Genomic DNA, 25,564 nt, shown 5'->3' with positions numbered 1-25,564 from the left:
CTTATTGTTCTCGCAATTGTTTTCACATGCCTAGATGGAAATACCGGCGAACTGGGCCTGGTAGAGCCTGGTATAAAAGCCATTGGCGGCAATCAGGTCCTCATGTCTTCCCTGCTCGACAATGTGGCCGTCCTTCATTACCAGGATCAGATCGGCATTGCGGACGGTGGATAAGCGGTGGGCCACAATGAAAGAGGTTCGACCGGCCATGAGCTGGTCGAAAGCGACCTGGATCAGGATCTCTGTGCGGGTGTCGATGGAAGAGGTCGCCTCATCTAAGATCAGCATGGGGGGCATGCAGAGCATGACCCGGCTGATGCAGAGCAGCTGTCTCTGCCCCTGGCTCAGATCATCTTCGTGGACGATGGTATCCAGCTTTCGGGGGAGACGCCGGATGAAGTCCCAGGAATGGGCCTTTTTACAGGCGGCAATGATCTCTTCGTCGCTGGCATCGGCCTTCCCAAGGGCAATATTGTCACGGAGACTGGCGTTTCTCAACCAGGATTCCTGCAGGACCATGCCGTAGGACCTGCGCAGGGAGTGACGGCTGACGGACCGGATGTCTTTGCCATCCACCATGATGGAGCCGGAGTTGACATCATAGAAGCGCATGAGCAGGTTGATCAGGGTGGTTTTGCCGCAGCCGGTGGGGCCGACGATGGCGATGGTCTGTCCCGGGCTGACATGCAGGTCAAAATCCTCAATCAGGGGTCTGTCGGGCGAATAAGAGAAGTTCACATGCTCTATGTCCACGCGCCCGGTTGCAGGAGGCAGTTCTTCTCTGACGCCCTCCGATTCCGGCTCGGCCTCAATCAGATAAAAGACGCGGGCGGCGCAGGCCATGGCATTCTGCAGCTCCGTGTAGACCATGGAGAGGTCATTAAAGGGCTTGGTGTACTGGTTGGTGTAAGTCAGAAGGATGGTCAGCCCGCCGACCGTCAGCCCTCCCTGCAGGATGGTAAAGGCTCCCACGAGGGCGACAAGGGCATAGTTGATGGCATTGACAGCCCTTGTGCCGGGATTGGCCAAGGAGGAGTAGAAGATCGCTCTGACCGTCGACTGCTGCAAGTCGCGGTTGATGGCATCAAAGCGCCTGGAGGCCCGACTCTGGTAGGCGAAGGCCGATACCAGCTTCTCCCCGCCGATCATCTCTCCCACAAGGGCCGTCTGCTGTCCCCGCACCCTGGTCATCTCGTTGAACATGGCATAGGTATGGGTGGAAATAAAGCGGGCCAGGAAGAAGGAGAGAGGGGTTAAAAGAAGGACCATCAGGGAAATGACCCGGCTCCTGGAGAACATAAAGGCGATGGTGATGACGATCATGATCAGGCCGGAGAAGAATTGGGTAAAGCCCAGGATCAGTCCGTCTGAGATCTGGTCGACGTCCGCGATGACCCGCTGGACCAGGTCGCCCTCGGAGTTGGCGTCTAAAAAGGAGAGAGGAAGTCTCTGAATCTTGCGGATGGCGCGGCTGCGGATCTCCTGAACTGTCCGATAAGCGAGCCGGTTGTTGATGATGTTCATCAACCAGGTGGCGGTGGCGGCAATCGCGGTCAAAAGGAGGATTCGCCCCATAAAGGCGGCGACCATGGCAAAATCCACCCGGTTTTTAGCCGCGATATAATCGATGGCGTCGCCGAAGAGCATGGGAATATAGAGCTGAAGGATGACGCTGACTGCCGCGAAGAATACGCTCGCGGCAAGGAGCCGTCTTTGGTGGCCGATGACCCGCATGACCTTGCCGAAGCTGGCTGTAAAGGAGACGCTTTGATCGCTCTTATTTGTCTTCATCCGGGGCCTCCTTTCCTTGAGTAGAAGAGATGGAAGCTGTCTCATCGGAGGGCGGGCGGTTCGGTTTTTCCTCCGGGAACTGAGAGTAGTAGATTTCCTGATAGATCTGATTTTTTGCCAGGAGTTCTTCATGATTTCCGCTGCCGACCAGCCTGCCATCGTCTAAGAGCAGGATCCTGTCCGCGCTGCGAATGGAGGAGGCCCGCTGGGAGACGATGAAAATGGTCAGGCTGCCGGCCATTTTTCGGATCGCCTGCCGCAGGGCTGCGTCAGTGGCGAAATCCAGGGCGGAGGCGGAGTCATCCATGATGAGAAGCTCCGGCTTTTTAACCAGGGCTCTGGCGATGGTCAGACGCTGCTTCTGGCCGCCGGAGAGGTTGCGGCCGCCCTGTTCAATGAGAGCATCCAGGCCGCCCTCCTTGCCCTTTACTACTTCCGTGGCCTGGGCTCTGGCGATGGCCTCCCAGAGTTCCTCGTCTGTGGCGTCAGCCTGGCCCCAGAGGAGATTGTCACGGATGCTTCCCTCGAAGAGAAGAGCTTTCTGGGGGACGACGCCGATTTTGGCGATCAGGTCTCCCTTTGGGTAATCCCGGACATCTCTGCCCAAGACATCCACCCGACCCCTGGTCGCGTCATAGAAGCGGGGGATCAGGTTGACCAGGGAGGATTTACCGCTGCCGGTTGACCCGATGATGCCGATGGTCTGTCCGCGCCTGACGGAGAAGGAAATGTCCTCGAGCGCGGTCTCGTCACTGCCGGCGTAGGTCAGGCTGACGTCCGTAAAGCGAACAGCGTCCGCACCGGATCCGTCCGGGACTGCAGCGGGTCTGTCCGCAGGGCCGGACGCGTCTGGATTACCAGACGTCATGTCTGTGGAAGCGGACGCACTGTTGACCTGGGCTGCGGCAGCAATCGCCGGGGGATATGTCATGGAGGATTGGATATCGAAGACGTCTGCAATCCGATCCGCGCAGGCTAAGGACTTGTTGATGGAGACAAGCAGAGAAGCGAACTTGATCAGCTCAATGATGATGGCAGCCAAATAGTTGTAGAGGGCGACTACCTGTCCCTGTTCCATGCTCCCGGCATTGACGCGAACGGCGCCCAGCTGGATGAGGAGGATGATGGAGATGTTGACGATCAGGAAGCTGGCGGGGTTCATGAGGGCAGACAGACGGCCTACAAACTCGTTGGTCCTGGTCAGATAGGCATTTCTCTCATCGAATTCCTGAATCTCGGCCTCTTCCTTGCAGAAAGCGCGGATGACCCGGACACCGGACAGGTTTTCGCGGGTGATGCCGAGCAGCCGGTCCAGAGCTCTTTGCGATTTGCGAAAGAGGGGAATCGAGACCAGCATGATGGCGAAGACTACAGCGAAGAGAACAAGAGTCGCCACAAGGAAGATCAAAGCGGACTTGGCGTCGATGGTGAAAGCCATGAGGATGGATCCAAGGACGATGAGGGGGCTTCGCAGCAAGAGACGAAGGGCCATATTGATACCGGCCTGGACCTGGTTGGCGTCAGAGGTCATCCGTGTGATGAGGGTATCCGTGCCCAGGGTATCCAGTTCTGTGTAGGAGAGGGACTGGATGTGATCGAAGAGCTCCTGGCGCATCTCTGTGGTAAAGCCCACACTGGACTTGGCGGCGAACCACTGGGCCACGAAGGCGAAGAGCATGCCGGCCACAGCTAAGACGATCAGAAAGATAAAACAGCGGATGATCAGGGGCCTGTTGGAGGCGGCAATTCCCTGGTCAATGATACGGGCGACCACCAGGGGGACCAGGAGATTCATAAGGGCCTCAAATAACTTGAAGAGGGGGGCGAGCAGGGTCTCTTTTTTATAGTGGCGGAAGAACCGCAGAAGTCTTGACATAACAACTCCTTCATAAATAAATACCGATCTTCGTCATTTTAGCACAGGTAAAAGGGAATGGAGAAAGGTAGGACTGATGTTAACCCGCAGAAAGGAGGAGAGCAGAAAATTTTTAAAAATAGGGGAAATGTTGCGCTGACAACTTGCAGCATACCTATATGGGGTATATATTGATAATACCCGAGAGGGGTATCGTGACAGAAGAGATGTAAGAGAGATATGCGACAGAAGAGATGTAAGAGAGATATGCGACAGAGGGTCTTATGGGATTAAAGGAAACAGGAGCGACTATTATGAAAGAAAAGCGACTTGCAGAGGAAAGACAGCCTGATTGCTGCCGCACCAAGGAGCGGGATCCGGAAGAGGACAGAGACCTGATCTGCCGCTTGAACCGGATTGAGGGACAGATCAGAGGGCTTAAGCGCATGGTCGAGGAGAAGGCCTATTGTCCCGATATTCTGACCCAGGCCCAGGCGGCCTCCAGCGCGCTGAATGCCTTTCAGCGGGTCCTTCTGGAGAACCATCTCAAGACCTGTGTTGTGGATGATATCAAGGCAGACAAGGAAGGGACCGTGGAGGATTTGACGAATCTTCTACGGAGATTGATGCGCTAGGGCAGATGAGTCAGGGCGGATCCTCCGGGACGGGATGCTTTGAAGAGCTGTGTCAGCGTAAAAACCCTGTCCCGCGACAGTATTCTGCAGAGAGGAGCGAAGCATGAGTAAGGAAAGATACGCGGTTACAGGCATGTCCTGCGCCGCCTGTCAGGCCCGCGTCGAGAAGGCGGTGAATCAGCTGGACCATGTCGACCACGCGGTCGTCAATCTCCTGACCAATTCCATGACGGTCGAGGGAGAGGCCTCTGAGGCGGAAATAGTCGCAGCTGTTGAGAGAGCGGGTTATGGGGCCAGGCGGCTGAGCGGAGGAGATACCGGCGCAGGTTCGGCCGGGGCAGCAGCGGATCAGAAGGGACGGACGGCTTTGGAAAGCGCCATGAGTCAGGAGGAGGCTCTCCTTAAGGACCTTGAGACCCCCAGGATGATCCGCCGCCTGGTCAGCTCTGTCGGATTCCTCTTAGTCCTCATGTACTTTTCCATGGGGCACATGATGTTCGGCTGGCCCCTTCCCCCCTTTTTCGTCGGCAACCATGTGGCCATGGCTCTGGTGCAGATGCTTCTGGCCATCTGTGTCATGATCATCAACCGCAAATTCTTTGTCAACGGGTTTCGGGCTGTTCTGCACGGGGGCAGTAATATGGATACTCTGGTGGCCATGGGATCCGCGGCTTCGTTCGGCTGGTCCCTCTTCGCCACCTTTATGATGACGGACGCTGTCGTGAAAAATGACAGCGCCGCCGTCATGTACTGGATGGACAATCTCTATTTCGAGGGCGCGGCTATGATCCTGGCCCTGATTACGGTCGGGAAGACTCTGGAGTCCTATTCCAAGGGGCGCACGACCGATGCGCTCAAGAGCCTGATGAAGCTGGCCCCCAAGGAGGCTACTGTCGTCAGAACCGATGCGAACGGCAGAGAAAAAGAGACCCTAGTCCCTGTCGAGCAGGTGGCTGTCGGCGATATTTTCCTTGTTCGCCCGGGAGAAAATGTTCCTGTGGACGGCCTCGTTCTCGAGGGGACCTCTGCTGTGGATGAGTCCGCTCTGACCGGGGAGTCCATCCCTGTGGACAAAAATGTCGGAGACAGCATCTCTGCGGCCACCATCAACAAGTCCGGCTTCCTCAGGGCGAAGGCCACCCGCGTGGGCGCTGATACCAGCCTGAGCCAGATCATCCAGATGGTCTCCGACGCCTCCGCCTCCAAGGCCCCGATCGCCAGGATCGCGGACAGGATCTCAGGCGTCTTTGTCCCCCTTGTTATCGCCATCGCCCTGGTCACCCTGATCGTATGGTTTTTGGTCGGTGCCGATTTGGGATACGCTCTTTCCAGAGCGATCGCGGTGCTCGTTATTTCCTGCCCCTGCGCCCTGGGTCTGGCAACTCCCGTCGCTATCATGGTCGGCAACGGCAAGGGAGCCAGGTCGGGCATCCTCTTTAAGAACGCGACATCCTTAGAGGAGGCCGGAAGAACTCAGATCGTGGCATTGGATAAGACCGGGACCATCACCCAGGGCAGCCCCCAGGTGACGGATCTGATCCCCGCGGAGGGGGCCGGTGAGGAAGAGCTTCTGACAGCTGCCCTCTCCCTGGAGGCCAAGTCGGAACATCCCCTGGCCAAGGCTGTCGTCGACTACGGCAACAAGCGACATCTGACAGCGCAGGCGGCGGAGGATTTTGAGATTTTACCAGGAAATGGCCTGTCTGCCAGAATCGCCGGAGAGCTTGTCTCTGGCGGATCGATCAGCTATATGTCCGGTCAGACAGAGATCAGCGACAGAATTTCCGCGGAGGCAGACGCCCTGGCATCCATGGGGAAAACCCCGCTGGCATTTGCCAAAAAGGGAAAACTTCTGGGTCTGATCGGCGTGGCGGATGTGATCAAGGAGGAATCTCCGGAGGCAATCGCCCAGCTCAAGCGGATGGGAATCCGCGTCGTCATGCTGACCGGGGACAATGCGAAAACGGCGGCGGCCATTGCCGGGCAGGCGGGCCTGGATGACGTCGTGGCAGGCGTTTTGCCCGAGGGCAAGGAGCAGGCCATCCGGTCCCTGCAGACTTTGGGAAAGGTGGCCATGGTCGGCGACGGGATCAACGACGCGCCCGCCTTAACCAAGGCCGACTCCGGCATTGCCATCGGCGCCGGTACGGACGTGGCTATCGACGCGGCCGACCTGGTTTTGATGAACTCCAGGCTGACCGATGTGCCCGCGGCTATTCGCCTGTCCAGAGCGACTCTTCGCAACATTCATGAGAACCTCTTCTGGGCTTTCTTCTACAATGTAATCGGGATCCCCCTGGCGGCGGGCTGCTATGTGGCGGCCTTCGGACTGACCTTAAATCCCATGTTCGGCGCGGCCGCCATGGCTTTTTCCAGTGTCTTCGTCGTGGGAAACGCCCTTCGCCTCAATCTCTTTCAGGTTTATAATACGAAGGGAGACAGAGCCGGCAGGCACGAGGTCAGCTGCCGGGCCCTGCACGGGGTGATTGCGGATATGCTGACGCCTGCGGGACAGAAGAAGACGAAGGAGCAGGCAAAGAAAATTGCCGGAGGTCAGAACGCAGGTGTGCAGGCGGAGAAATCTGCCGAGGATCAGAAGACAGATGCTTCGGCGGGAAGAGAAGAGAGCCGGGCAGCAGGCGCTGCCGAAAGAAAGGAAGATATGATGAAGCAGACAGTAAGAATCAAGGGAATGATGTGCGGGCACTGCGAGGCCACAGTCAAGAAGGCCCTGGAGGCCCTTGACGGAGTTGAGAGCGCCGAGGTCAGCCACGAGGCGGGGACGGCAATTCTGGAGGAGTCCAAGCCAGTTGACGAGGCGGCCATCAAGGCAGCTATCGAGGACAGGGACTATGAGTTCGTGTCACTGGAAGGATAAAAGCATTTTTCAGGGATGGTTTCAGATGAAAGGCAGGCCGGGATTTTGCGAAAGGAGAAGGCTATGAAGATCCTTGTATATGGGGTTGGCGTGATCGGATCATTTCTGATTCATTCGCTTAAAAAAAGCGGGAATGATATCACGCTTGTTGCGCGCGACGAAAAAAAGGAGATTCTGGATCAGAATGGTCTTATTATTCATCACGTTTTTCAGAAGAAGACCAGCACAGACCATTTGAATACAGTTACAGCTGCGCCAAAAGATCATTTTGATCTGGTTATTTCTGCGATGCAGGGGCAGCAGCAGATCGCCCTGCTTCCCACACTTGCGGGAATCGATGCAGAGCTCTTTGTCCTGGTCGGCAACAATCTGAAGGCAGAAGAGACAAAGGAGCTCTTTTATGAGCTGCGGAAGGAATGTTTTCCGGGGACGGACTCGAAGGGAGTATCTCTTCTCTTTGCCTTTCAGGGGACGGCCGGCGTCTGGGAGGACGGACAGGTGGAGTGTGTTCACCTGGGCCATGGATCCATGTCGGTCGGCGGACTGCATCGCAAGCCAGACAGGCGTGAAAAGAAGCTTCTGACAAGAGCCTTCTCGGGCAGCGGATATCAGCTTCGCTGGGTCGACGACATGCAGGGCTGGCTCTGGTGCCATGCCGCATTCGTGCTTCCGATCGTGTATGCCAGCTATGCCTGCGGCTGTGACCTTAGAAAAGCGGACAAGGCGCTCAGCGATCGGATGATGGCGGCAATCATCGAGGCCTATCAGCTTCTTGATTTTGCCGGCGTAAAAATCAGGCCTGTGGGAGATCAAAAACTGCTTTTTGGCAAAGCATATGTGGCAGTGATCAAGGCCGCGCTGCGGCTTGTCGCGAAAACAAAGCTGGGAGACCTTCTGGCGACGGATCATTGCGCCAATGCTGTGGCGGAGATGGAGTGGCTGGATCAGGAGTTTGAGGCATTTCGCTCCGAAAATCCATCCTTTCGGATGCCCGCGTGGGAGGCGCTTCGCATGAGTATGCCTTCCTGGGAAGAAGTTCATCAGGCCTATGATAAGGCGGGTGCGGCAAATCCCGGAATCGCTCCCGGCAGGGCGGACTACAGGAACTGGGTGCCCAGGGGCCTGATTTACGGATGTGCTGCCGGAACAGGGGCTCTCGGCGCGGCAGCCTGCGGTCTCTTAAAAGCGGGGAAAAGGGTCAAATGTCCGGTCTTAAAAGTGGCGACAGCCCTTACCGGAGTGGGCACAGCGGCACTCGGAGGCATGACGATCTGGTGCATCGCGGCGTACAGGCAGTTTTCCTACAGAGGCAAAAGAAAGCTCTCGAAAGACATCGTGGAAGGGATCGCGGAATATGTCACCCTTCCCAAGGGCGGCATCGGCCTGGATGTCGGCTGTGGCAGCGGCGCGCTGACGATTGCCTGCGCAAAGAAAAATCCGCAGGGGAAGATGATGGGCCTGGACCGATGGGGCAAAGAGTACGCTTCCTTCAGCAAGGCGCTCTGTGAACGCAATGCGAGGGCAGAGGGCGTGAAAAACGCCTCGTTTACCCAGGGAGACGCGCTGAAGCTGGATTTCGAGGACGAGACCTTTGACGCCGTCACCAGCAACTATGTGTACCACAATATACCGAGCAAAGATCGTCAGTCCATTCTCATGGAAACGCTGCGCGTACTGAAAAAGGGCGGAAGCTTTGCGATTCACGATATTTTCACCAAGGCGAGATATGGAGACATGCAGTCCTTTGTCCGGAAGTTAAGAGACATGGGCTATGAAAAAGTTGAACTCATCCCCACGTCAAAGGGAATGTTTATGGAGAAATCGGAATCCGTCTGGATGGGGCTTTCCGGATCGGCGCTTCTTGTCGGGAGGAAATAATCGAAGGACAGGAATGCGTAAAGAGATATCAGCTGTACGAGAAAACCGGAATGGACAGCGATCTTGGGGGAGTCCAGGCCGGTCGATGAGGCGGTTATCAAGGCCCCTGTCGAGAGCAGGGACTACGGGTTTGTATCGCTGGAGGGGTAAAATTGTTTCTTAAAGGAATTAGAATCGCTCTGCAGGGAATGAACGGTGATATAATAAGAGCATTCAGAAACATGCATATATAGTTTAGGAGCCTAATATGGGAGAATTTGTCAGCAGAACAGAAGGCTCTAATACCAAGGCCAGTGGCGCCGGCATTCGTTCGCACGGATTCTTCCACAGGTCTGTGTCAGATCTTTGCGGCAACTGCGATCAAGGCATGTAATTACGCAATAAGCATAGGCCTTATTCATGAACGAAGCTATGATCAGAACAATTGGCATGACCTATATGAGGTATGGAAAAAACTGCATAATGACGGGGAGTATAATCTCAGTAAATGTGCATTGGTTTTGATGCACAGCGCTTACCTGGTAGGGTTGAGTGCGGATTATTACAATTACGGGGCTGCTGAAACCAAAGCGGTTTTAGCCAGGTATAATGGCACAAATGAGAAGGCAAGAGAATATGGCGAGCGAAATTATGGCCTGTACCAGATCTTCGAAAAATATAATGCATTAGAACGATGAAAGCGGGGCTGATGGTGAAAAGGATAAAAAGCTTGCTGGCATCAATTTTGATTATGTTGACGAATTTCTTTTTCGGGTATAAATCCTGGTGGGTTTCAATGGCATTCTTATTCATATTGAATCGACCGAAGGGATATGGATATAGCGTTCCAGAAGATGAACATCCTGTAAATGTGGCCATAGGAATTATTTTGCTCCTGATATATTTCGGGGGATTGATTGGATTAGATATTTTTTACAACAAGAAATTTGTGAAACATATTATTTCACGGAAAGGCTTCATTGTGTTGCTTGTAATAGGTTTCGCCGCAGGCGCTTTCTTGCTTGAGTCGCTTTATCCGGGTGCTATTTTGAATATTAGAGATTTTCAATAGTGTGTCTGTAGCTGGAGTGGCAGAAATACGTTGTCATTGGTTCCTTTTAATTATTCTGTGTGGAGATAAGTGTATGAAGTTAGCAATTTTATTTGCAGATGGCTGTGAAGAAATCGAGGGCTTGACCGTAGTCGATCTGGCCCGCAGGGCCGACATTGAGATCGACGGCATTTCCATCAAGGAGGAGACCGAAATCAGGGGCTCCCATGGGATTATCTTTCAGGCGGACACCTGCATGAGCCGGGCTGCCTGGGAAGACTACGATGGGGTCATCCTGCCCGGAGGTCTGCCCGGCACAACCAATCTGGGAGCGGATGAACGGGTGATCAAGCTGGTGCAGGACTTCGCCTCGGCGGGTAAGCTGGTCGCAGCCATCTGTGCCGCCCCTTCCGTCCTGGCTAAGGCTGGGATTCTGTCCGGCAAAAAGGCGACCTCCAACCCCGGCTTCGCGGACAAGATGGGCGACTGCGACTATTTGACTGACAAGGTGGTGCGTGACGGAAACATCATCACCAGCCGGGCCATGGGAACCGCCTTTGCCTTTGGACTGGCCATTGTGGCCTATGTCAGGGGAGAAGAGACGGCCCGCGGGCTGGGAGAGGATGTTCTCTACAAGTGAACATCCTCTCCTCTTTTTGTCGTCAAATTTCCTGCTATTTAACTGGGAATATTCTGCTTTTACAAGGAAATACCATGTCTATCGCAATGGATTCGCCCTTTTTTGACATAACAACAGTCTTATATGAGATCAAATGGTTTGATTTCTCTTTGACATCTTCAATTCTATACTGAGATTTATAGGTTACAAAAACACATGATATTAATGAATTAATTTGAGTTAAAGACACAAAAGTCAGTCTGTTTTGTCAAGGAAATGTAAAAACTATGTGTTATAATCTCGCTAGAAGTTGCGGGTGTTATGCAATCATATGTTTTACGGATCTGCAGTCATAAGGATAGATCTCAGACAAAACCGATCTATGGTTTGCGGTGTGTGTGCTCTGGCACTCACGGTCCTTATGTGATTTATTGGCAAGAGTTTATTCCGTTAATTTGTCAGGGAAAATGCTAAAGAGAAATTTTTTTGGCGATAGATAACTGATAATTTTCGGGGGGGTGATTGGTGAAGGATAATTTATGAGATTACGAAAATAAGACTGATAAATTAACCCGATTTTACCAGTTAAGTGAGGAATATTTTGTTGTGCAAAAGAGAGGACAATAGGGATGATTAAAAGATTTTTGAGCTTCTTTCTTGCTTTTTTGATGACAGTTTTTTTGTTATATCCAGGCAAGACGGCCTTTGCAGAGACAGGTTCACAAGTCGATGCAAAACTGACAAATGTGAGTATACAGGACAGCGACGGCAACCCCGTAACAGAGGTGCCGGTCGATCAGATTCTGAAATTAGTTATGGACTGGCATGTTGACCAGATTGTTCATGACGGGGATTATTTTGATATTGATATCCCCAAAGAATTGGACATGACAACGTCCGCTACGAATCCTTTGACCTTTGATCTTACGGATCAGAACGGAACGAAGGTTGCAACGGCTGAGGTTATCAGCAGACCAACGGCTACTGCGACGACAGGCGGCGGGAAAATCCGCGTTAAATTTAACCACAATGCCGAGGGACTGCATAATATTACCGGGCAGATGTATGTCTATATGATCTTGAATAAGAAAGGGGTTACGATCAATAAGGTAAACCCCATTGAAATGAAAGTGAACGGCAGAACCGATTTGACACCTCCGCCGACGAAAATCGGTGTCAAGCCGGGAGCCAATACCTCCGATCAGGTGTTCGGTAAATTTGCCAAGGCTTCCGATGCCAGTCATCCCGGGGTGGCCGGCTGGGCTTTGCGAATCAATCAGGCCAAGAAGGATTTAAAGCATGTCGTGATCAGAGATTCCATCACGTCAGGGAACGGTCACTACCTGGATCCCCTGCCGAACGGTGCGAATGAGCAGTTCAAGCTCATGAAGTGTGAGTATGACGCGAGCGGAAATCCAACCAGCTGGGATGGAGAGATCGTAGACCTGACCGGAAAGGTAAAATTCAATGCCGATAAGACTTCATTTGAAATTGATCTGGGAGATATCGGAACGCAGTCTTATTTCCTTTCCTATAAGACAACGGTAGATTACGGAGACCCGGTTCAGACAAATCAGGCCAATATGACGGCGGACATCATTACGCCCGTAGATCAGAAGAGTACCTGGAAAAAGAGATCCGGCGGCGGAAGTATGGCCGGTGACCTCGCCAAGAAGTTGAAACTTCGCAAGGTTGATGCGGAAGATAACACGAAGGCCCTTGCCAATGCCGAATTTGAAGTGACCAAGCCCGATGGAAGTAAGTTCACTTTGACGACAGGGGCAGATGGTACGGTCACTTCCGGCCTTTTGATACCGGGTAAGTATAAAGTCCGGGAGACGAAAGCCCCGCAGGGCTATTTACTGGATTCTACCGAATATACCGTTGATATAGCGAGCGACGTAGGAACGATCCTGACAGTAAAAGATAAATTAAACGCAACGTCAGTGAAGGTGACCAAGCAGTGGGTCGGGACGCCCGCGGCCAGCGTGGAGATCAAGCTCTTTGCCGACGGCCAGGACGCGAACAAGTCACTGACCTTGAATGCGGCGGGCAACTGGGAGGGCAAGTTCGAGAACCTGCCCAAGTACAAGGCGGATGGAAGCGAAATCATCTATACGGTCCGGGAGACGCCGGTTGCCGGATACACGACGGCGATGACAGGCGATGCCGCGAACGGCTTTACCATCACCAACACGATCGCGGGCAAGGTGTCCGTACCGGTCGAGAAGAAGTGGGTCGGCCCCAAGGGGGCGTCCGCAACCATGCATCTGTATGCCAACGGGGCAGATACGGGCAAGAGCATCACGCTCGATGAGACCAATCACTGGCAGTATACCTTCGCCGATCTGGAGAAATATGACCATGGCAATGAGATCCAGTATACGATCGTAGAGGATCCGATCGCTAACTACGACTCACAGACGACGGGAGACGCCAGCCAGGGATTCGTCGTCACCAACAGCAACACGGAGAAGATCGATGTCCCGGTCAAGAAGCAGTGGGTCGGAACGCCCGCGGCTAGCGTGGAGATCAAGCTCTTTGCCGACGGCCAGGACGCGAACAAGTCACTGACCCTGAATGCGGCGGGCAACTGGGAGGGCAAGTTCGAGAACCTGCCCAAGTACAAGGCGGATGGAAGCGAAATCGTCTATACGGTCCGGGAGACGCCGGTCGCCGGGTACACGACGGCGATGACAGGCGATGCCGCGAACGGCTTTACCATCACCAACACGATTGCGGGCAAGGTGTCCGTACCGGTCGAGAAGAAGTGGGTCGGCCCCAAGGGTGCGTCCGCAACCATGCATCTGTATGCCAACGGGGCAGATACGGGCAAGAGCATCACGCTCGATGAGACCAATCACTGGCAGTATACCTTCGCCGATCTGGAGAAATATGACCATGGCAATGAGATCCAGTATACGATCGTAGAGGATCCGATCGCTAACTACGACTCACAGACGACGGGAGACGCCAGCCAGGGATTCGTCGTCACCAACAGCAACACGGAGAAGATCGATGTCCCGGTCAAGAAGCAGTGGGTCGGAACGCCCGCGGCCAGCGTGGAGATCAAGCTCTTTGCCGACGGCCAGGACGCGAACAAGTCACTGACCCTGAATGCGGCGGGCAACTGGGAGGGCAAGTTCGAGAACCTGCCCAAGTACAAGGCGGATGGAAGCGAAATCGTCTATACGGTCCGGGAGACGCCGGTCGCCGGGTACACGACGGCGATGACAGGCGATGCCGCGAACGGCTTTACCATCACCAACACGATTGCGGGCAAGGTGTCCGTACCGGTCGAGAAGAAGTGGGTCGGCCCCAAGGGTGCGTCCGCAACCATGCATCTGTATGCCAACGGGGCAGATACGGGCAAGAGCATCACGCTCGATGAGACCAATCACTGGCAGTATACCTTCGCCGATCTGGAGAAATATGACCATGGCAATGAGATCCAGTATACGATCGTAGAGGATCCGATCGCTAACTACGACTCACAGACGACGGGAGACGCCAGCCAGGGATTCGTCGTCACCAACAGCAACACGGAGAAGATCGATGTCCCGGTCAAGAAGCAGTGGGTCGGAACGCCCGCGGCCAGCGTGGAGATCAAGCTCTTTGCCGACGGCCAGGACGCGAACAAGTCACTGACCCTGAATGCGGCGGGCAACTGGGAGGGCAAGTTCGAGAACCTGCCCAAGTACAAGGCGGATGGAAGCGAAATCATCTATACGGTCCGGGAGACGCCGGTTGCCGGATACACGACGGCGATGACAGGCGATGCCGCGAACGGCTTTACCATCACCAACACGATCGCGGGCAAGGTGTCCGTACCGGTCGAGAAGAAGTGGGTCGGCCCCAAGGGGGCGTCCGCAACCATGCATCTGTATGCCAACGGGGCAGATACGGGCAAGAGCATCACGCTCGATGAGACCAATCACTGGCAGTATACCTTCGCCGATCTGGAGAAATATGACCATGGCAATGAGATCCAGTATACGATCGTAGAGGATCCGATCGCCAACTACGACTCACAGACGACGGGAGACGCCAGCCAGGGATTCGTCGTCACCAACAGCAACACGGAGAAGATCGATGTCCCGGTCAAGAAGCAGTGGGTCGGAACGCCCGCGGCTAGCGTGGAGATCAAGCTCTTTGCCGACGGCCAGGACGCGAACAAGTCACTGACCCTGAATGCGGCGGGCAACTGGGAGGGCAAGTTTGAGAACCTGCCCAAGTACAAGGCGGATGGAAGCGAAATCGTCTATACGGTCCGGGAGACGCCGGTTGCCGGATACACGACGGCGATGACAGGCGATGCCGCGAACGGCTTTACCATCACCAACACGATTGCGGGCAAGGTGTCCGTACCGGTTGAGAAGAAGTGGGTCGGCCCCAAGGGTGCGTCCGCAACCATGCATCTGTATGCCAACGGGGCAGATACGGGCAAGAGCATCACGCTCGATGAGACCAATCACTGGCAGTATACCTTCGCCGATCTGGAGAAATATGACCATGGCAATGAGATCCAGTATACGATCGTAGAGGATCCGATCGCTAACTACGACTCACAGACGACGGGAGACGCCAGCCAGGGATTCGTCGTCACCAACAGCAACACGGAGAAGATTGATGTTCCGGTCAAGAAGCAGTGGGTCGGAACGCCCGCGGCCAGCGTGGAGATTAAGCTCTTTGCCGACGGCCGGGACGCGAACAAGTCACTGACCTTGAATGCGGCGGGCAACTGGGAGGGCAAGTTCGAGAACCTGCCCAAGTACAAGGTGGATGGAAGCGAAATCATCTATACGGTCCGGGAGACGCCGGTTGCCGGGTACACGACGGCGATGACAGGTGATGCCGCGAACGGCTTTACCATCACCAACACGATCGCGGGCAAGGTGTCCGTACCGGTCGAGAAGAAGTGGGTCGGCCCCAAGGGTGCGTCCGCAACCATGCATCTGTATGCCGACGGGGCAGATACGGGCAAGAGTATCACGCTCGATGAGACCAATCACTGGCAGTATACCTTCGCCGATCTGGAGAAGTATGACCATGGCAATGAGATCCAGTATACGATCGTAGAGGATCCGATCGCCAACTACGACTCACAGACGACGGGAGACGCCAGCCAGGGATTCGTCGTCACCAACAGCAACACAGAGAAGATTGATGTTCCGGTCAAGAAGCAGTGGGTCGGAACGCCCGCGGCCAGCGTGGAGATTAAGCTCTTTGCCGACGGCCGGGACGCGAACAAGTCACTGACCTTGAATGCGGCGGGCAACTGGGAGGGCAAGTTCGAGAACCTGCCCAAGTACAAGGCGGATGGAAGCGAAATCGTCTATACGGTCCGGGAGACGCCGGTTGCCGGATACACGACGACAATCGAGGGCGATACGGAGCATGGGTATGTTGTTACAAATAAGGCGAATGTAACGAAGAAGGACAGGCCCAAGAAGCCCGGATCAACACCTAAGGCGCCAAAGACAGGTGATCTTGGCAACGTGGATTGGTACATGTTCACGGCTTTTGCCTCTTTACAGGCACTGATTGTGCTTGCTCTGTTAAAGAGAAGAAAGGCAAATGAGAAGTGACTTCCATTTTGATCTGATTGCTAAGTTGATGAACAGGGCGGGTTCCTGCGGGAATCCGCTCTGTTTCGATACAGAGGCGGGCGCAAGATAGAGATCTTACAGCTTGGATTGAACGCAGGCTGACTTTGAAGTAGAATAACTGACAGGAATGTGTCGAAGATGGGGGCGGGACCGGACGAGTCTCTCCCCCTTCTTTATCAGACGCAAGAGGCCCCGGACAGGGACACAGCACCAAAGGAGGTAGCCATGCGACATCTGATGAGCCCCATGGATCTGTCAGTAGAGGAGATCAATCGGCTGATGGATCTGGCGGCGGACATGAAGGCGGATCCAGACCGATACGCCCACAGCCTGGAGGGGAAAATCCTGGCGACCTGCTTCTATGAGCCGTCCACCAGAACCCGTCTCTCCTTTGAATCGGCCATGCTGCACCTGGGGGGCAAGACCCTGGGCTTCGCTTCTGCCAACTCCTCCTCCGCGGCCAAGGGAGAGTCCGTAGCCGATACCATCCGGGTCATCTCTTCCTTCGCGGATATCTGCGCCATGCGCCATCCCAAGGAAGGAGCTCCTCTGGTGGCCAGTCTCCACTCAGAGATTCCGGTGATTAATGCCGGTGACGGGGGACACCAGCACCCCACCCAGACTTTGACAGATCTCTTTACCATCCATACGCTCAGGGGCAGTATCGATCATATTGTGGTCGGCCTCTGCGGGGACCTCAAGTTCGGCCGCACGGTCCACTCTCTGATCACGGCCATGTCCCGCTACGAGGGCATTTCCTTCGTGCTCATCTCACCGCCGGAGCTGCGCGTGCCCGGCTACATCCGGGAGGATGTCCTGGAGGCCAATCACATTCCCTATCGGGAGGTGGTCAGCCTGGATGAACTGATGCCGGAACTGGATATTCTCTACATGACCAGGGTGCAGAAGGAGCGCTTCTTCAATGAGGAGGACTACCTGCGCATGAAGGACTTCTACATCCTGACCCCGGAGAAGATGAAAAGGGCCAGAAAGGATATGTTCGTTCTTCATCCCCTGCCCCGTGTCAATGAGATCTCCGTTGAGGTGGATCAGGACCCGAGAGCTGCCTACTTCCGCCAGGTCGAGTGCGGACGCTATATTCGCCAGGCACTGATTCTCTCTCTGTTGGGGAAGTCCGATGTCCTTGGACAGACAGAGCGCCTGGGAAAGTCAGACGTCCTCGGAGAGATGGAGCCGGTCACTTCTGATTCGGCCGGCAGCACTGCCGCGGACAGGCCTTTCGAGGGCCAGCCGGGCCGGGGATGTGCCGGGGAGACTTGCCCGGGATCTGAGCGAGCCGATGACACAAGGAGCGAAAAGGAGGCGACCAATGCTTAACATCAGCGGAATTCAGGAGGGCTTTGTCTTAGACCACATCAAGGCCGGTATGAGCATGCGCATCTACAACGACCTGGGACTTGCGGACAGGGACTGCACCGTGGCCATGATCATGAATGCCAGATCCAATAAGATGGGCCGCAAGGATATGCTCAAGGTGGAGTGCCCTATCGACGCCATTGATCTGGATGTCCTGGGCTTCATCGACCACAACATCACGGTCAATGTCATCAAAGACAATCAGATCTGCGAGAAGCGAAAGCTGCGTCTGCCGAAGCGGATTAAGAATGTCATTCGCTGTAAGAATCCCCGCTGCATCTCCTCCATTGAGCAGGAATTGGATCAGATCTTTCTGTTGACGGATGAGGAGAATGAGGTCTACCGCTGCAAGTACTGTGAGGAGCAGTACAAGCGGGGCGATCACAAGAGATAAGTTCGGAAATTGTTCAGGATGCGACAGTGAGGCATATGTGATGCGGCGGTGAGGCATATGTTCCGCAGGGATTCGATTGTCCTGAGTCGGGACAATTGGAATCGGGCGAATCCCTTTCACATGCAAGAGGTCTTCTATGGCAAAGTATGCGGATGTCATCATCGACATCTCCAGGGGACAACTGGATAAGAGCTTTCAGTACCGGATCCCCGCGGAGCTGGAGGATCGCATTCGCATCGGGAGCCGGGTGAGGGTCTCCTTCGGTTCCGACCGGCGCAAGATCAGGGGCTATGTCATCGGCATCTCCGAAAAAGCGAAGCTGGAGGAAGCTAAGATTCGCCCCATTGACGGGACAGTGAGGGATGCAATCGACATCGAGTCCCAGCTGATCTCCCTCGCGGTCTGGATGAAGGACCACTACGGATCCACCTTAAACCAGGCCTTGAAGACGGTCCTGCCCATCAAGGTCAAGGCGGCCGCCAGAGAGAAGAAGAACCTGCGACTGCTTCTTCCCCCGGAGGAGGCCAGAGGTGAGCTTGCCTGTATGCGGGCGAGAAAGCGGCACTCAGTGGCAAAGGAGCGGCTTCTTGAGGCTCTGATTCAGGATCAGAGCCTGCCCTGGGAGCTGGTCACAGGGGAGTTGAATATCCCGTCCGCCAGCATCCGCGACTTAGAGAAGAGGGGATGGCTTGCGGTCGAGTCCTTCCGCAGTATGCGAAATCCCCTCGCGGCCCTGCAAAAGAGTGAGAAGAGAATTTGGCTCAATGAGCAGCAGGAGCAGGCCTTTCAGGCTTTTGCTGCTGACTGGGACCTGGGCAGGCGGGGGACCTATCTGCTCTATGGCGTCACGGGGAGCGGCAAGACCCAGGTCTACATGGAGATGATCGCCAAGGTCCTCTCCCAGGGGAAAGAGGCGATCGTTTTGATCCCAGAGATCTCCCTGACCTATCAGACGGTCATGCGCTTCTACTCCCGTTTTGGAGACCAGGTTTCCATCCTGAATTCCCGCATGTCGGCGGGTGAGCGGTCCGATCAGTTTGAACGGGCCAAGGAGGAAAAGGTCCGGATCATGGTCGGTCCCCGATCGGCCCTCTTTACCCCTTTTCCCAATCTGGGGCTGATTGTCATTGACGAGGAGCACGAGAACTCTTATAAGTCGGAGACAGTACCCAAGTATCACGCCAGAGAGACAGCCGTAGAAAGGGCCCGTCTGTCTTCTGCCTCTGTGGTCCTGGGTTCTGCAACCCCTTCCCTGGAGGCATTTTCCAGGGCCAAGAGAGGAGAGTACAGCCTCCTGTCCCTGCCCTCCCGCGTCGAGAACAGGGCCCTGCCTGACTGTCAGGTTGTGGACTTAAGAGAGGAATTAAGGGAGGGAAACCGGTCTGTGATCAGTCGCCGTCTGGGACAGCTGATCGAGGACCGGCTTAAAAAGAAGGAACAGATCATGCTCTTTATCAACCGCAGGGGGATGGCCGGCTTCGTTTCTTGTCGCTCCTGCGGCTCTGTGATAAAATGTCCCCACTGTGAGGTCGCCCTGACACTCCATAAGAACGGGCGTATGAGCTGTCACTACTGCGGCTATTCCATGCCGGCCCCCAGGACCTGCCCCAGATGCGGGTCCAGATTCATTGGCGGGATGCGGGCCGGAACAGAGAAGTTTGAGGAGGTCATCCGGCGGACCTTCCCCGGGGCAAGAGTTCTTCGCATGGATGCGGACACCACCAGGTCTAAGGGGGGATATCAGAGAATTCTTGGGGCCTTCGCCAATCAGGAGGCCGATATTCTGATCGGGACTCAGATGATAGTCAAGGGGCACGACTTTCCCAATGTCACCTTAGTCGCTGCTCTGGCGGCGGACCTGTCCTTGAATTCCAGCGACTTCCGCGGGGCAGAGCGGACTTTTCAGCTCCTCTGCCAGGCTGCCGGGAGAGCCGGACGGGGGGACAGGCCAGGGAAGATGGTCATTCAGACCTACCAGCCCGGGCATTTTGCGATCGTGGATGCCGCAAGGCAGGATTACGAGAGCTTCTATGATCAGGAAATGGCATATCGGTCGCTGATGTCTTATCCCCCTGCCGCCCATATGCTGGTCGTTCAGATCATGTCGGATTCAGAGCAGGCGGCGGAATCGGCGGCGGCTCTTTTTGCGGAGCTTCTTCGCAGGGCCCGACCCGGGGGCAGGATTGACGGTCCGGTCAAGGCAAGGATTGCAAAGCTTGCGGACGTCTACAGGCAGGCTATTTATATCCGCGATGAGGACTATGACCTGCTGATCGCGGACAAGAACCGGATTGAGGATCGCCTCCTGGCTGACAGATCCCTGCGGGCAGTCAATGTCTGGTTCGACTTTGACCCTATGAATGCCTTTTGATGACAGGCAATGATACGTAATGATAAGAGAAATGATAAGAGATATGAAATTGGAGAAGGGATTCTCCATTCAAAAGAGATAATCCGGGAGAGAAAAGTATGGCTATTCGAGAAATTCGCATAGACGGAGACCCTATATTAAAGAAGGTCTGCAGGCCCGTCAGCAAACTGTCTGACCGGCAGCAGGAGCTGATCGACGACATGCTGGAGACCATGTATGAGGCCAATGGCGTGGGGCTGGCCGCGCCCCAGGTGGGCGTGCTGCGCCGCATCGTCGTCATCGATGTGGGCGAGGGTCCTCTGGTGATGGTTAATCCCGAGATTACAGAGAAGGACGGAGAGCAGATCGGTGAGGAGGGTTGTCTGTCTGTCCCCGGCAAGGCCGCGATCGTCACCCGTCCGGAGCACGTGATCGCGCGGGCGCTCGATCGGAATATGAAGGAATTTTCTGTCGAGGGAACCGGTCTTTTAGCCAGAGCCATCTGCCATGAGCTGGATCATTTGGACGGGCACATGTACACGGAGATCGCCGAGAGCCCTCTGATGGATGTGAAATACGACGAGGAAGAGGAGATCGAATGAAGATCGTCTTTATGGGAACACCGGATTTCGCGGTAGAGATTCTGGATGCGCTGCTTGAGGCCGGACATGAGATCTCTCTGGTCGTGACCCAGCCGGATAAGCCCAGGGGGAGGAAGAAGCTCCTGACTCCGCCGGAGGTCAAGCAATACGCGACAGAGCATGGGATTGAAGTTTTTCAGCCCGCAAAAATCCGCCGGGCGGAGGCCGTCGCAAGGCTGGCGCAATATCCCGCAGATGTCGCGGTTGTGGCTGCCTTTGGTCAGATCCTTCCCGAGGAGATACTCAAGATGCCACGTCTGGGCTGCGTCAATGTTCACGCGTCCCTGCTTCCCAGGTATCGGGGTGCGGCGCCCATCCAGTGGGCCGTCTTAAACGGGGACGCGACGAGCGGAGTGACCACCATGCAGATGGGGGTGGGGCTGGATGACGGAGATATTTTAGAGCAGGAGGAAATTCCCCTGGATCCCCATGAGACGGGTGCCTCTCTCTTTGCCCGCCTGGCCGCGGTCAGCAGGGGGTTGATCGTCAGGACTCTGGAGGATCTGGACGCGGGGAGGATTCAACCCAGGTCCCAGGATCCCGGTCTGGTCAGTCATGTCGGCATGATCCGAAAGGACATGGGCCGACTGGACTTCTCCCGCCCCGCCGAGGAGCTGGAGCGCATGATCCGGGGGCTAAACTCCTGGCCTTCAGCTTTTACCTCCTATCAGGGAGAGACCCTTAAGATCTGGAGAGCCGGAGTCCTGGAGGACGAGTGCCCGTCGGCGGAGGATCCGCGCGACGAAGAGGACAGGAGGGGACCGGACGCCGCGCGTGTGCCGCAGGCGATCAGTACCATCGGGTCTTCGGCCGTCTGCCCCGGGAAAATTTTTGCCCTGACGGATGATGCGATTTATGTCAAGTGCGGCAGGGGGCTCCTGCGGATTGAAGAGCTTCAGAAGGCCGGCAAAAAGATGATGCCTGCGGCTGATTTCCTCCGCGGACACAGGATGGAAGTCGGCCAGAGCCTGGGACAGTGAGAGAGAGCATTTCCGATTATGAATGAGAGAGAGATTGTACTTCAGATACTGTCTGCGGTCTTAGAGGAGGGAGCCTACTCCCACCTCCTGCTGCAGGCAGTTCTTGATAAATACGCCTATTTGGATAAGCGGCAGAGGGCCTTCATCAGCCGTCTTACCGTGGGGGTTATCGAGCGCAAAATCAGCCTGGATTATATTTTGAACCACTATTCCAGGACACCGGTGAAAAAGATGAAGCCCATGATCCGCAACAGCCTGCGCATGGGCCTCTATCAGATTCTCTATATGGACGCAGTGCCTGATTCCGCGGCCTGTAATGAGTCAGTCAAACTGATTGCCAGGCGCTATCGGCCTCTTAAGGGATTTGTCAATGGTCTTTTGCGCAATATCGCCAGACATCGGCAGGAGGCCCTGTCTCTTCTGAAAGACGCGTCGCCCGGCATCCGCTATTCCATGCCCGACTGGCTGATGAAAGAGTGGAGTAAGCGATTCGGCCGGGAGGGATGCGAGAGCATATGCAAGAGCTTCCTTGCGCCCAGGAAAACCTGTATTCGAGTCAACCTGGCCCGGATCTCCGTTGAAGACCTGATTGAGAAGCTCGAGGGGGAAGGAGTGTCTGTGCTCCGGTCCGAAGACCTTGACTATGCCCTCTATATCAGCGGCTATGACTCCATAAAGAAATTGCTTTCTTATCGGGAGGGCCTCTTCTATGTGCAGGATCTCTCATCTATGCTGGTGGCGGAGCGGGCGCCTGTTCGCGGGGGAAGCAGGGTTTTAGATGTCTGCGCCGCTCCGGGCGGCAAGAGTCTGCATATAGCCGAAAAGCTGGCCTGTATGGATCGGTCTGAGGGAAGAGTTCTGGCGCGGGACCTGACGGAAGACAAGGTGGCGAGGATTCGCGAGAACATTGCCCGCTCTCAGATGGACAATATTTCCGCCCAGGTCTTTGACGCGAGAGTGGATGACGCAGCCAGTCACGAGGCCTATGACATCGTGCTGGCCGACCTGCCATGCTCCGGTCTGGGCGTCATCGGCAGAAAGCCGGAGATCCGCTATCGTCTGCAGCCAAAGGATCTGAGCGCTCTGGCCGGTCTGCAGACGCAGATCCTCTCTGTGGTCAAAAATTATGTGAAGGCGCAGGGAAGCCTGGTCTACTCCACCTGCACCATATCCGGGCAGGAGAATGAGGAGAATACAGAGCGCTTTTTAGCGGAGAATCCCGACTTTCATCTGATCTCTCAGGAGCAGATCCTGCCGGACGCTTCGGGCAGGGACGGTTTTTTCATTTCCGTTTTCAGCCGCGGCTGACCTGCCGGCAGGTTTGTGACAGGCGTCCTGTCCGGAACAATCATTTGCCAGCTGGTTTAGGACAGGCACTTTGCCCGGAGCAATCATCTGCCGGCAGGTTCGCGACAGGCACCCTGTTTGGGACAATATCCCTCAGACAATTAGAATATGAAGGGAGAACCGGGCGAATCCGAGACATGCAGGGAAGAGCGTATCGGGTCAACGAGGGTCAGAAAAAATAAAGGCGAATCCGCGGCAGGCAGGAAAGAGAGTAGGGCAATGCGAAGGATTGATATCAAGTCCATGAATTTGGAGGAATTAACCGCATATGTCGAGGCGATGGGGGAGAAAAAATTCCGGGCAAGGCAGCTCTACGAATGGATTCACAGAAGACAGGCGGCAGACTGGGATGAGATGAGCAACCTCTCCAGGGATCTGCGGGGGCGCCTGATGAGAGAGGCTGATTTGACTGTTCTGCAAGAGGCGGACTGTCAGATTTCCAGGCTCGACGGAACCCGCAAGTACCTCTTTGCCCTGTCTGATGGCAATATGGTCGAGAGTGTTCTGATGCCCTATCATCACGGCAACTCCGTGTGCATTTCCTCACAGGTGGGATGCAGGATGGGCTGCAGATTCTGTGCCTCCACCATTGACGGCTGGCTCAGGAATCTGACTCCCGCGGAAATGCTGGATCAGATCTACCGGATTCAGCGGGACAGCAAAGAGAGGGTTTCCAATCTGGTGCTCATGGGAACCGGGGAGCCGCTGGATAACTTTGACAATGTCGTCAAGCTCATCGGGCTGGTTTCAGACGAAAATGGTCTGAATATCAGCCAGAGAAATATCACGGTCTCTACCTGTGGGATTGTTCCCCGGATCAGGGAGCTGGCAGATCTGAACCTGTCGATTACGCTTGCTATTTCCCTGCACGCCTCCTCGCAGGAGACCAGAAGAAAGCTCATGCCCATTGCTGAGCGCTACGATCTAAAAGAGATCCTGGACGCCTGCCGCTATTACTTCAGCAGGACGGGACGGCGCCTGACCTTCGAGTACGCTCTGGTGGCCGGAGTCAATGATTCCAGGGAGGACGCGGCCCGTCTGGCCGGACTTCTGGGAGATCTCAACTGCCATGTCAACCTGATCCCGGTCAATCCGATCAAGGAGCGCAATTTCCATCAGTCTGACAGAAGGGCTCTTCTGGCCTTTCGGACACAGCTTGAAAAATATGGCGTAAATGTTACTATTAGGAGAGAAATGGGAAGGGATATTGATGGCGCCTGTGGCCAGCTTCGTCGCCGCAAAATGCACGAAGGCGACCAGTCGCCCAATATCCGTTTTTTCTCATGACAGTGGACAATCGAATATCCCTGAGCGCTCATTTGAAAGTTTGCACAATGGAATCTGCTCAGGGTATATGTTCGGTTGTTTGATGATTATGGCAGGAGATCCTTGCAGAGTGAGGTTCCTGTCTGATGACGCAGTAAGGATGCGATATGTTATTTGCTTCAAAAACCGACGTCGGTCAGGTCAGAAGTAGCAACCAGGACTATGTCTTCGCGGCTTCGGAATCGATCGGCCCCCTGTCCAATCTCTTTGTGATTGCGGATGGAATGGGAGGACACAAGGCTGGGGAATACGCCTCTTCCAAGGCAGTCCAGCACGCGGTCAGCACCATAGAGACATCCGCGCTCAAAGAGCCGGTCGCCGTCTTAGACCAGGCGATCAGCAGCGCTAACAGCGTCATCTATGAGATGGCTGCTTCTGACGACAGCAAGCGGGGAATGGGAACTACCTTCGTGGCAGCCACCATTTGCGGGCAGCATCTCTATGTGGCGAATGTGGGGGATTCCCGCCTCTATCTGGTCGACCACAGCGGCCTGTGCCAGGTGACCCGCGATCACTCCCTGGTGGAGGAGATGCGGCGCAGTGGCGAGATGACAAGGGATGAGGCCATGCACAATCCCAACAAGAACATTATTACCAGGGCTGTCGGAGTGGAAGCCGAGGTTCATCCCGATTATTTTGACCTTTTTTTACAGCCCCGGGAGCAGATACTCATGTGTACCGATGGACTGACCAATATGGTGCCTGACGAGGAAATCCTTCGAATTATGAATACGGAGCCCGAACCTGAGATGAGGGCGGAGCGCCTGCTTGAGTTGGCGAATTTCAATGGGGGGAAGGACAATATCTCTGTGATTGTCATCGATCCCCTGGTTGATGCGGAGAGGATGTAGTCT

At 55.1% G+C, this 25,564-nt stretch carries 16 protein-coding genes and 1 pseudogene; 15 read left to right on the top strand and 2 right to left on the bottom strand.

The features are described 5' to 3' along the window. Positions 1-30 precede the first annotated feature (30 nt). Positions 31-1,791: an ABC transporter ATP-binding protein gene (locus GCWU000342_RS02505; protein ID WP_006905646.1), complete on the bottom strand. Its 1,761-nt coding sequence runs from the start codon at positions 1,789-1,791 to the stop codon at positions 31-33. Further along, complete coding sequence (locus GCWU000342_RS02500; RefSeq protein ID WP_006905645.1) at positions 1,778-3,667, bottom strand: ABC transporter ATP-binding protein; 1,890 nt, start codon at positions 3,665-3,667, stop codon at positions 1,778-1,780. The genes GCWU000342_RS02505 and GCWU000342_RS02500 overlap by 14 nt, the downstream gene beginning before the upstream one ends. A gap of 293 nt (positions 3,668-3,960) precedes the next feature. Here GCWU000342_RS02500 and GCWU000342_RS02495 point away from each other — a divergent pair, with 293 nt between their 5' ends. From GCWU000342_RS02495 to GCWU000342_RS02425, 15 genes and pseudogenes are all read left to right on the top strand, one after another. Continuing rightward, positions 3,961-4,281, top strand: a complete 321-nt coding sequence (locus GCWU000342_RS02495; RefSeq protein ID WP_045000175.1) for a metal-sensing transcriptional repressor — start codon at positions 3,961-3,963, stop codon at positions 4,279-4,281. Between the two features lie 103 nt (positions 4,282-4,384). After that, positions 4,385-7,159, top strand: a complete 2,775-nt coding sequence (locus GCWU000342_RS02490; protein ID WP_006905642.1) for a heavy metal translocating P-type ATPase — start codon at positions 4,385-4,387, stop codon at positions 7,157-7,159. Between the two features lie 63 nt (positions 7,160-7,222). Beyond that, positions 7,223-9,037, top strand: coding sequence for a methyltransferase domain-containing protein (locus GCWU000342_RS10875; protein ID WP_169304661.1), 1,815 nt, complete (start codon positions 7,223-7,225; stop codon positions 9,035-9,037). 257 nt (positions 9,038-9,294) lie between these two features. Then, positions 9,295-9,714 carry a hypothetical protein gene (locus GCWU000342_RS02480; RefSeq protein WP_045000173.1) on the top strand — a complete coding sequence of 140 codons (420 nt, stop codon included), beginning with the start codon at positions 9,295-9,297 and terminating at the stop codon, positions 9,712-9,714. Continuing rightward, on the top strand, positions 9,711-10,088 hold the full coding sequence (locus GCWU000342_RS02475; protein WP_006905639.1) for a hypothetical protein: 378 nt from the start codon (positions 9,711-9,713) through the stop codon (positions 10,086-10,088). Before GCWU000342_RS02480 ends, GCWU000342_RS02475 begins: the two co-directional genes overlap by 4 nt. 73 nt (positions 10,089-10,161) lie before the next feature. Continuing rightward, positions 10,162-10,707 (top strand): DJ-1 family glyoxalase III, encoded by a 546-nt coding sequence (locus tag GCWU000342_RS02470; protein ID WP_006905638.1) that lies wholly within the window; start codon positions 10,162-10,164, stop codon positions 10,705-10,707. 725 nt (positions 10,708-11,432) lie between these two features. Continuing rightward, positions 11,433-16,274, top strand: a complete 4,842-nt coding sequence (locus GCWU000342_RS09880) for a Cna B-type domain-containing protein (protein WP_169304660.1) — start codon at positions 11,433-11,435, stop codon at positions 16,272-16,274. Positions 16,275-16,520: 246 nt separating this feature from the next. Beyond that, positions 16,521-17,423: pseudogene (pyrB, locus tag GCWU000342_RS02460) on the top strand (aspartate carbamoyltransferase); the annotation flags it as partial. A 202-nt stretch (positions 17,424-17,625) separates the two neighbouring features. Further along, complete coding sequence (locus tag GCWU000342_RS02455; RefSeq protein ID WP_006905633.1) at positions 17,626-18,066, top strand: aspartate carbamoyltransferase regulatory subunit; 441 nt, start codon at positions 17,626-17,628, stop codon at positions 18,064-18,066. A gap of 136 nt (positions 18,067-18,202) precedes the next feature. Continuing rightward, positions 18,203-20,437 carry a replication restart helicase PriA gene (gene priA, locus GCWU000342_RS02450; RefSeq protein ID WP_006905632.1) on the top strand — a complete coding sequence of 745 codons (2,235 nt, stop codon included), beginning with the start codon at positions 18,203-18,205 and terminating at the stop codon, positions 20,435-20,437. 98 nt (positions 20,438-20,535) lie between these two features. Continuing rightward, positions 20,536-21,018, top strand: coding sequence for a peptide deformylase (gene def, locus GCWU000342_RS02445; protein WP_006905630.1), 483 nt, complete (start codon positions 20,536-20,538; stop codon positions 21,016-21,018). Beyond that, positions 21,015-22,037: a methionyl-tRNA formyltransferase gene (fmt, locus tag GCWU000342_RS02440; RefSeq protein WP_006905629.1), complete on the top strand. Its 1,023-nt coding sequence runs from the start codon at positions 21,015-21,017 to the stop codon at positions 22,035-22,037. The genes def and fmt overlap by 4 nt, the downstream gene beginning before the upstream one ends. An 18-nt stretch (positions 22,038-22,055) precedes the next feature. Then, positions 22,056-23,345, top strand: a complete 1,290-nt coding sequence (gene rsmB / locus GCWU000342_RS02435; protein WP_006905628.1) for a 16S rRNA (cytosine(967)-C(5))-methyltransferase RsmB — start codon at positions 22,056-22,058, stop codon at positions 23,343-23,345. 258 nt (positions 23,346-23,603) lie between these two features. After that, complete coding sequence (gene rlmN / locus GCWU000342_RS02430) at positions 23,604-24,671, top strand: 23S rRNA (adenine(2503)-C(2))-methyltransferase RlmN (protein ID WP_045000168.1); 1,068 nt, start codon at positions 23,604-23,606, stop codon at positions 24,669-24,671. Positions 24,672-24,817: 146 nt separating this feature from the next. Then, positions 24,818-25,561, top strand: a complete 744-nt coding sequence (locus GCWU000342_RS02425; protein WP_006905626.1) for a Stp1/IreP family PP2C-type Ser/Thr phosphatase — start codon at positions 24,818-24,820, stop codon at positions 25,559-25,561. Positions 25,562-25,564 lie beyond the last annotated feature (3 nt).

The organism is Shuttleworthella satelles DSM 14600 (assembly GCF_000160115.1).
Taxonomy (GTDB): domain Bacteria; phylum Bacillota; class Clostridia; order Lachnospirales; family Lachnospiraceae; genus Shuttleworthia; species Shuttleworthia satelles.
This window is presented reverse-complemented; position numbering and strand designations above follow the sequence as displayed.

Bases quoted from the DNA above. Each gene is read 5' to 3' on its own strand.
- GCWU000342_RS02505 (WP_006905646.1), bottom strand. From the start codon at position 1,791: ATGAAGACAAATAAGAGCGATCAAAGCGTCTCCTTTACAGCCAGCTTC.
- GCWU000342_RS02500 (WP_006905645.1), bottom strand. From the start codon at position 3,667: ATGTCAAGACTTCTGCGGTTCTTCCGCCACTATAAAAAAGAGACCCTG.
- GCWU000342_RS02495 (WP_045000175.1), top strand. From the start codon at position 3,961: ATGAAAGAAAAGCGACTTGCAGAGGAAAGACAGCCTGATTGCTGCCGC.
- GCWU000342_RS02490 (WP_006905642.1), top strand. From the start codon at position 4,385: ATGAGTAAGGAAAGATACGCGGTTACAGGCATGTCCTGCGCCGCCTGT.
- GCWU000342_RS10875 (WP_169304661.1), top strand. From the start codon at position 7,223: ATGAAGATCCTTGTATATGGGGTTGGCGTGATCGGATCATTTCTGATT.
- GCWU000342_RS02475 (WP_006905639.1), top strand. From the start codon at position 9,711: ATGAAAGCGGGGCTGATGGTGAAAAGGATAAAAAGCTTGCTGGCATCA.
- GCWU000342_RS02470 (WP_006905638.1), top strand. From the start codon at position 10,162: ATGAAGTTAGCAATTTTATTTGCAGATGGCTGTGAAGAAATCGAGGGC.
- GCWU000342_RS02455 (WP_006905633.1), top strand. From the start codon at position 17,626: ATGCTTAACATCAGCGGAATTCAGGAGGGCTTTGTCTTAGACCACATC.
- priA (WP_006905632.1), top strand. From the start codon at position 18,203: ATGGCAAAGTATGCGGATGTCATCATCGACATCTCCAGGGGACAACTG.
- def (WP_006905630.1), top strand. From the start codon at position 20,536: ATGGCTATTCGAGAAATTCGCATAGACGGAGACCCTATATTAAAGAAG.
- fmt (WP_006905629.1), top strand. From the start codon at position 21,015: ATGAAGATCGTCTTTATGGGAACACCGGATTTCGCGGTAGAGATTCTG.
- rsmB (WP_006905628.1), top strand. From the start codon at position 22,056: ATGAATGAGAGAGAGATTGTACTTCAGATACTGTCTGCGGTCTTAGAG.
- rlmN (WP_045000168.1), top strand. From the start codon at position 23,604: ATGCGAAGGATTGATATCAAGTCCATGAATTTGGAGGAATTAACCGCA.
- GCWU000342_RS02425 (WP_006905626.1), top strand. From the start codon at position 24,818: ATGTTATTTGCTTCAAAAACCGACGTCGGTCAGGTCAGAAGTAGCAAC.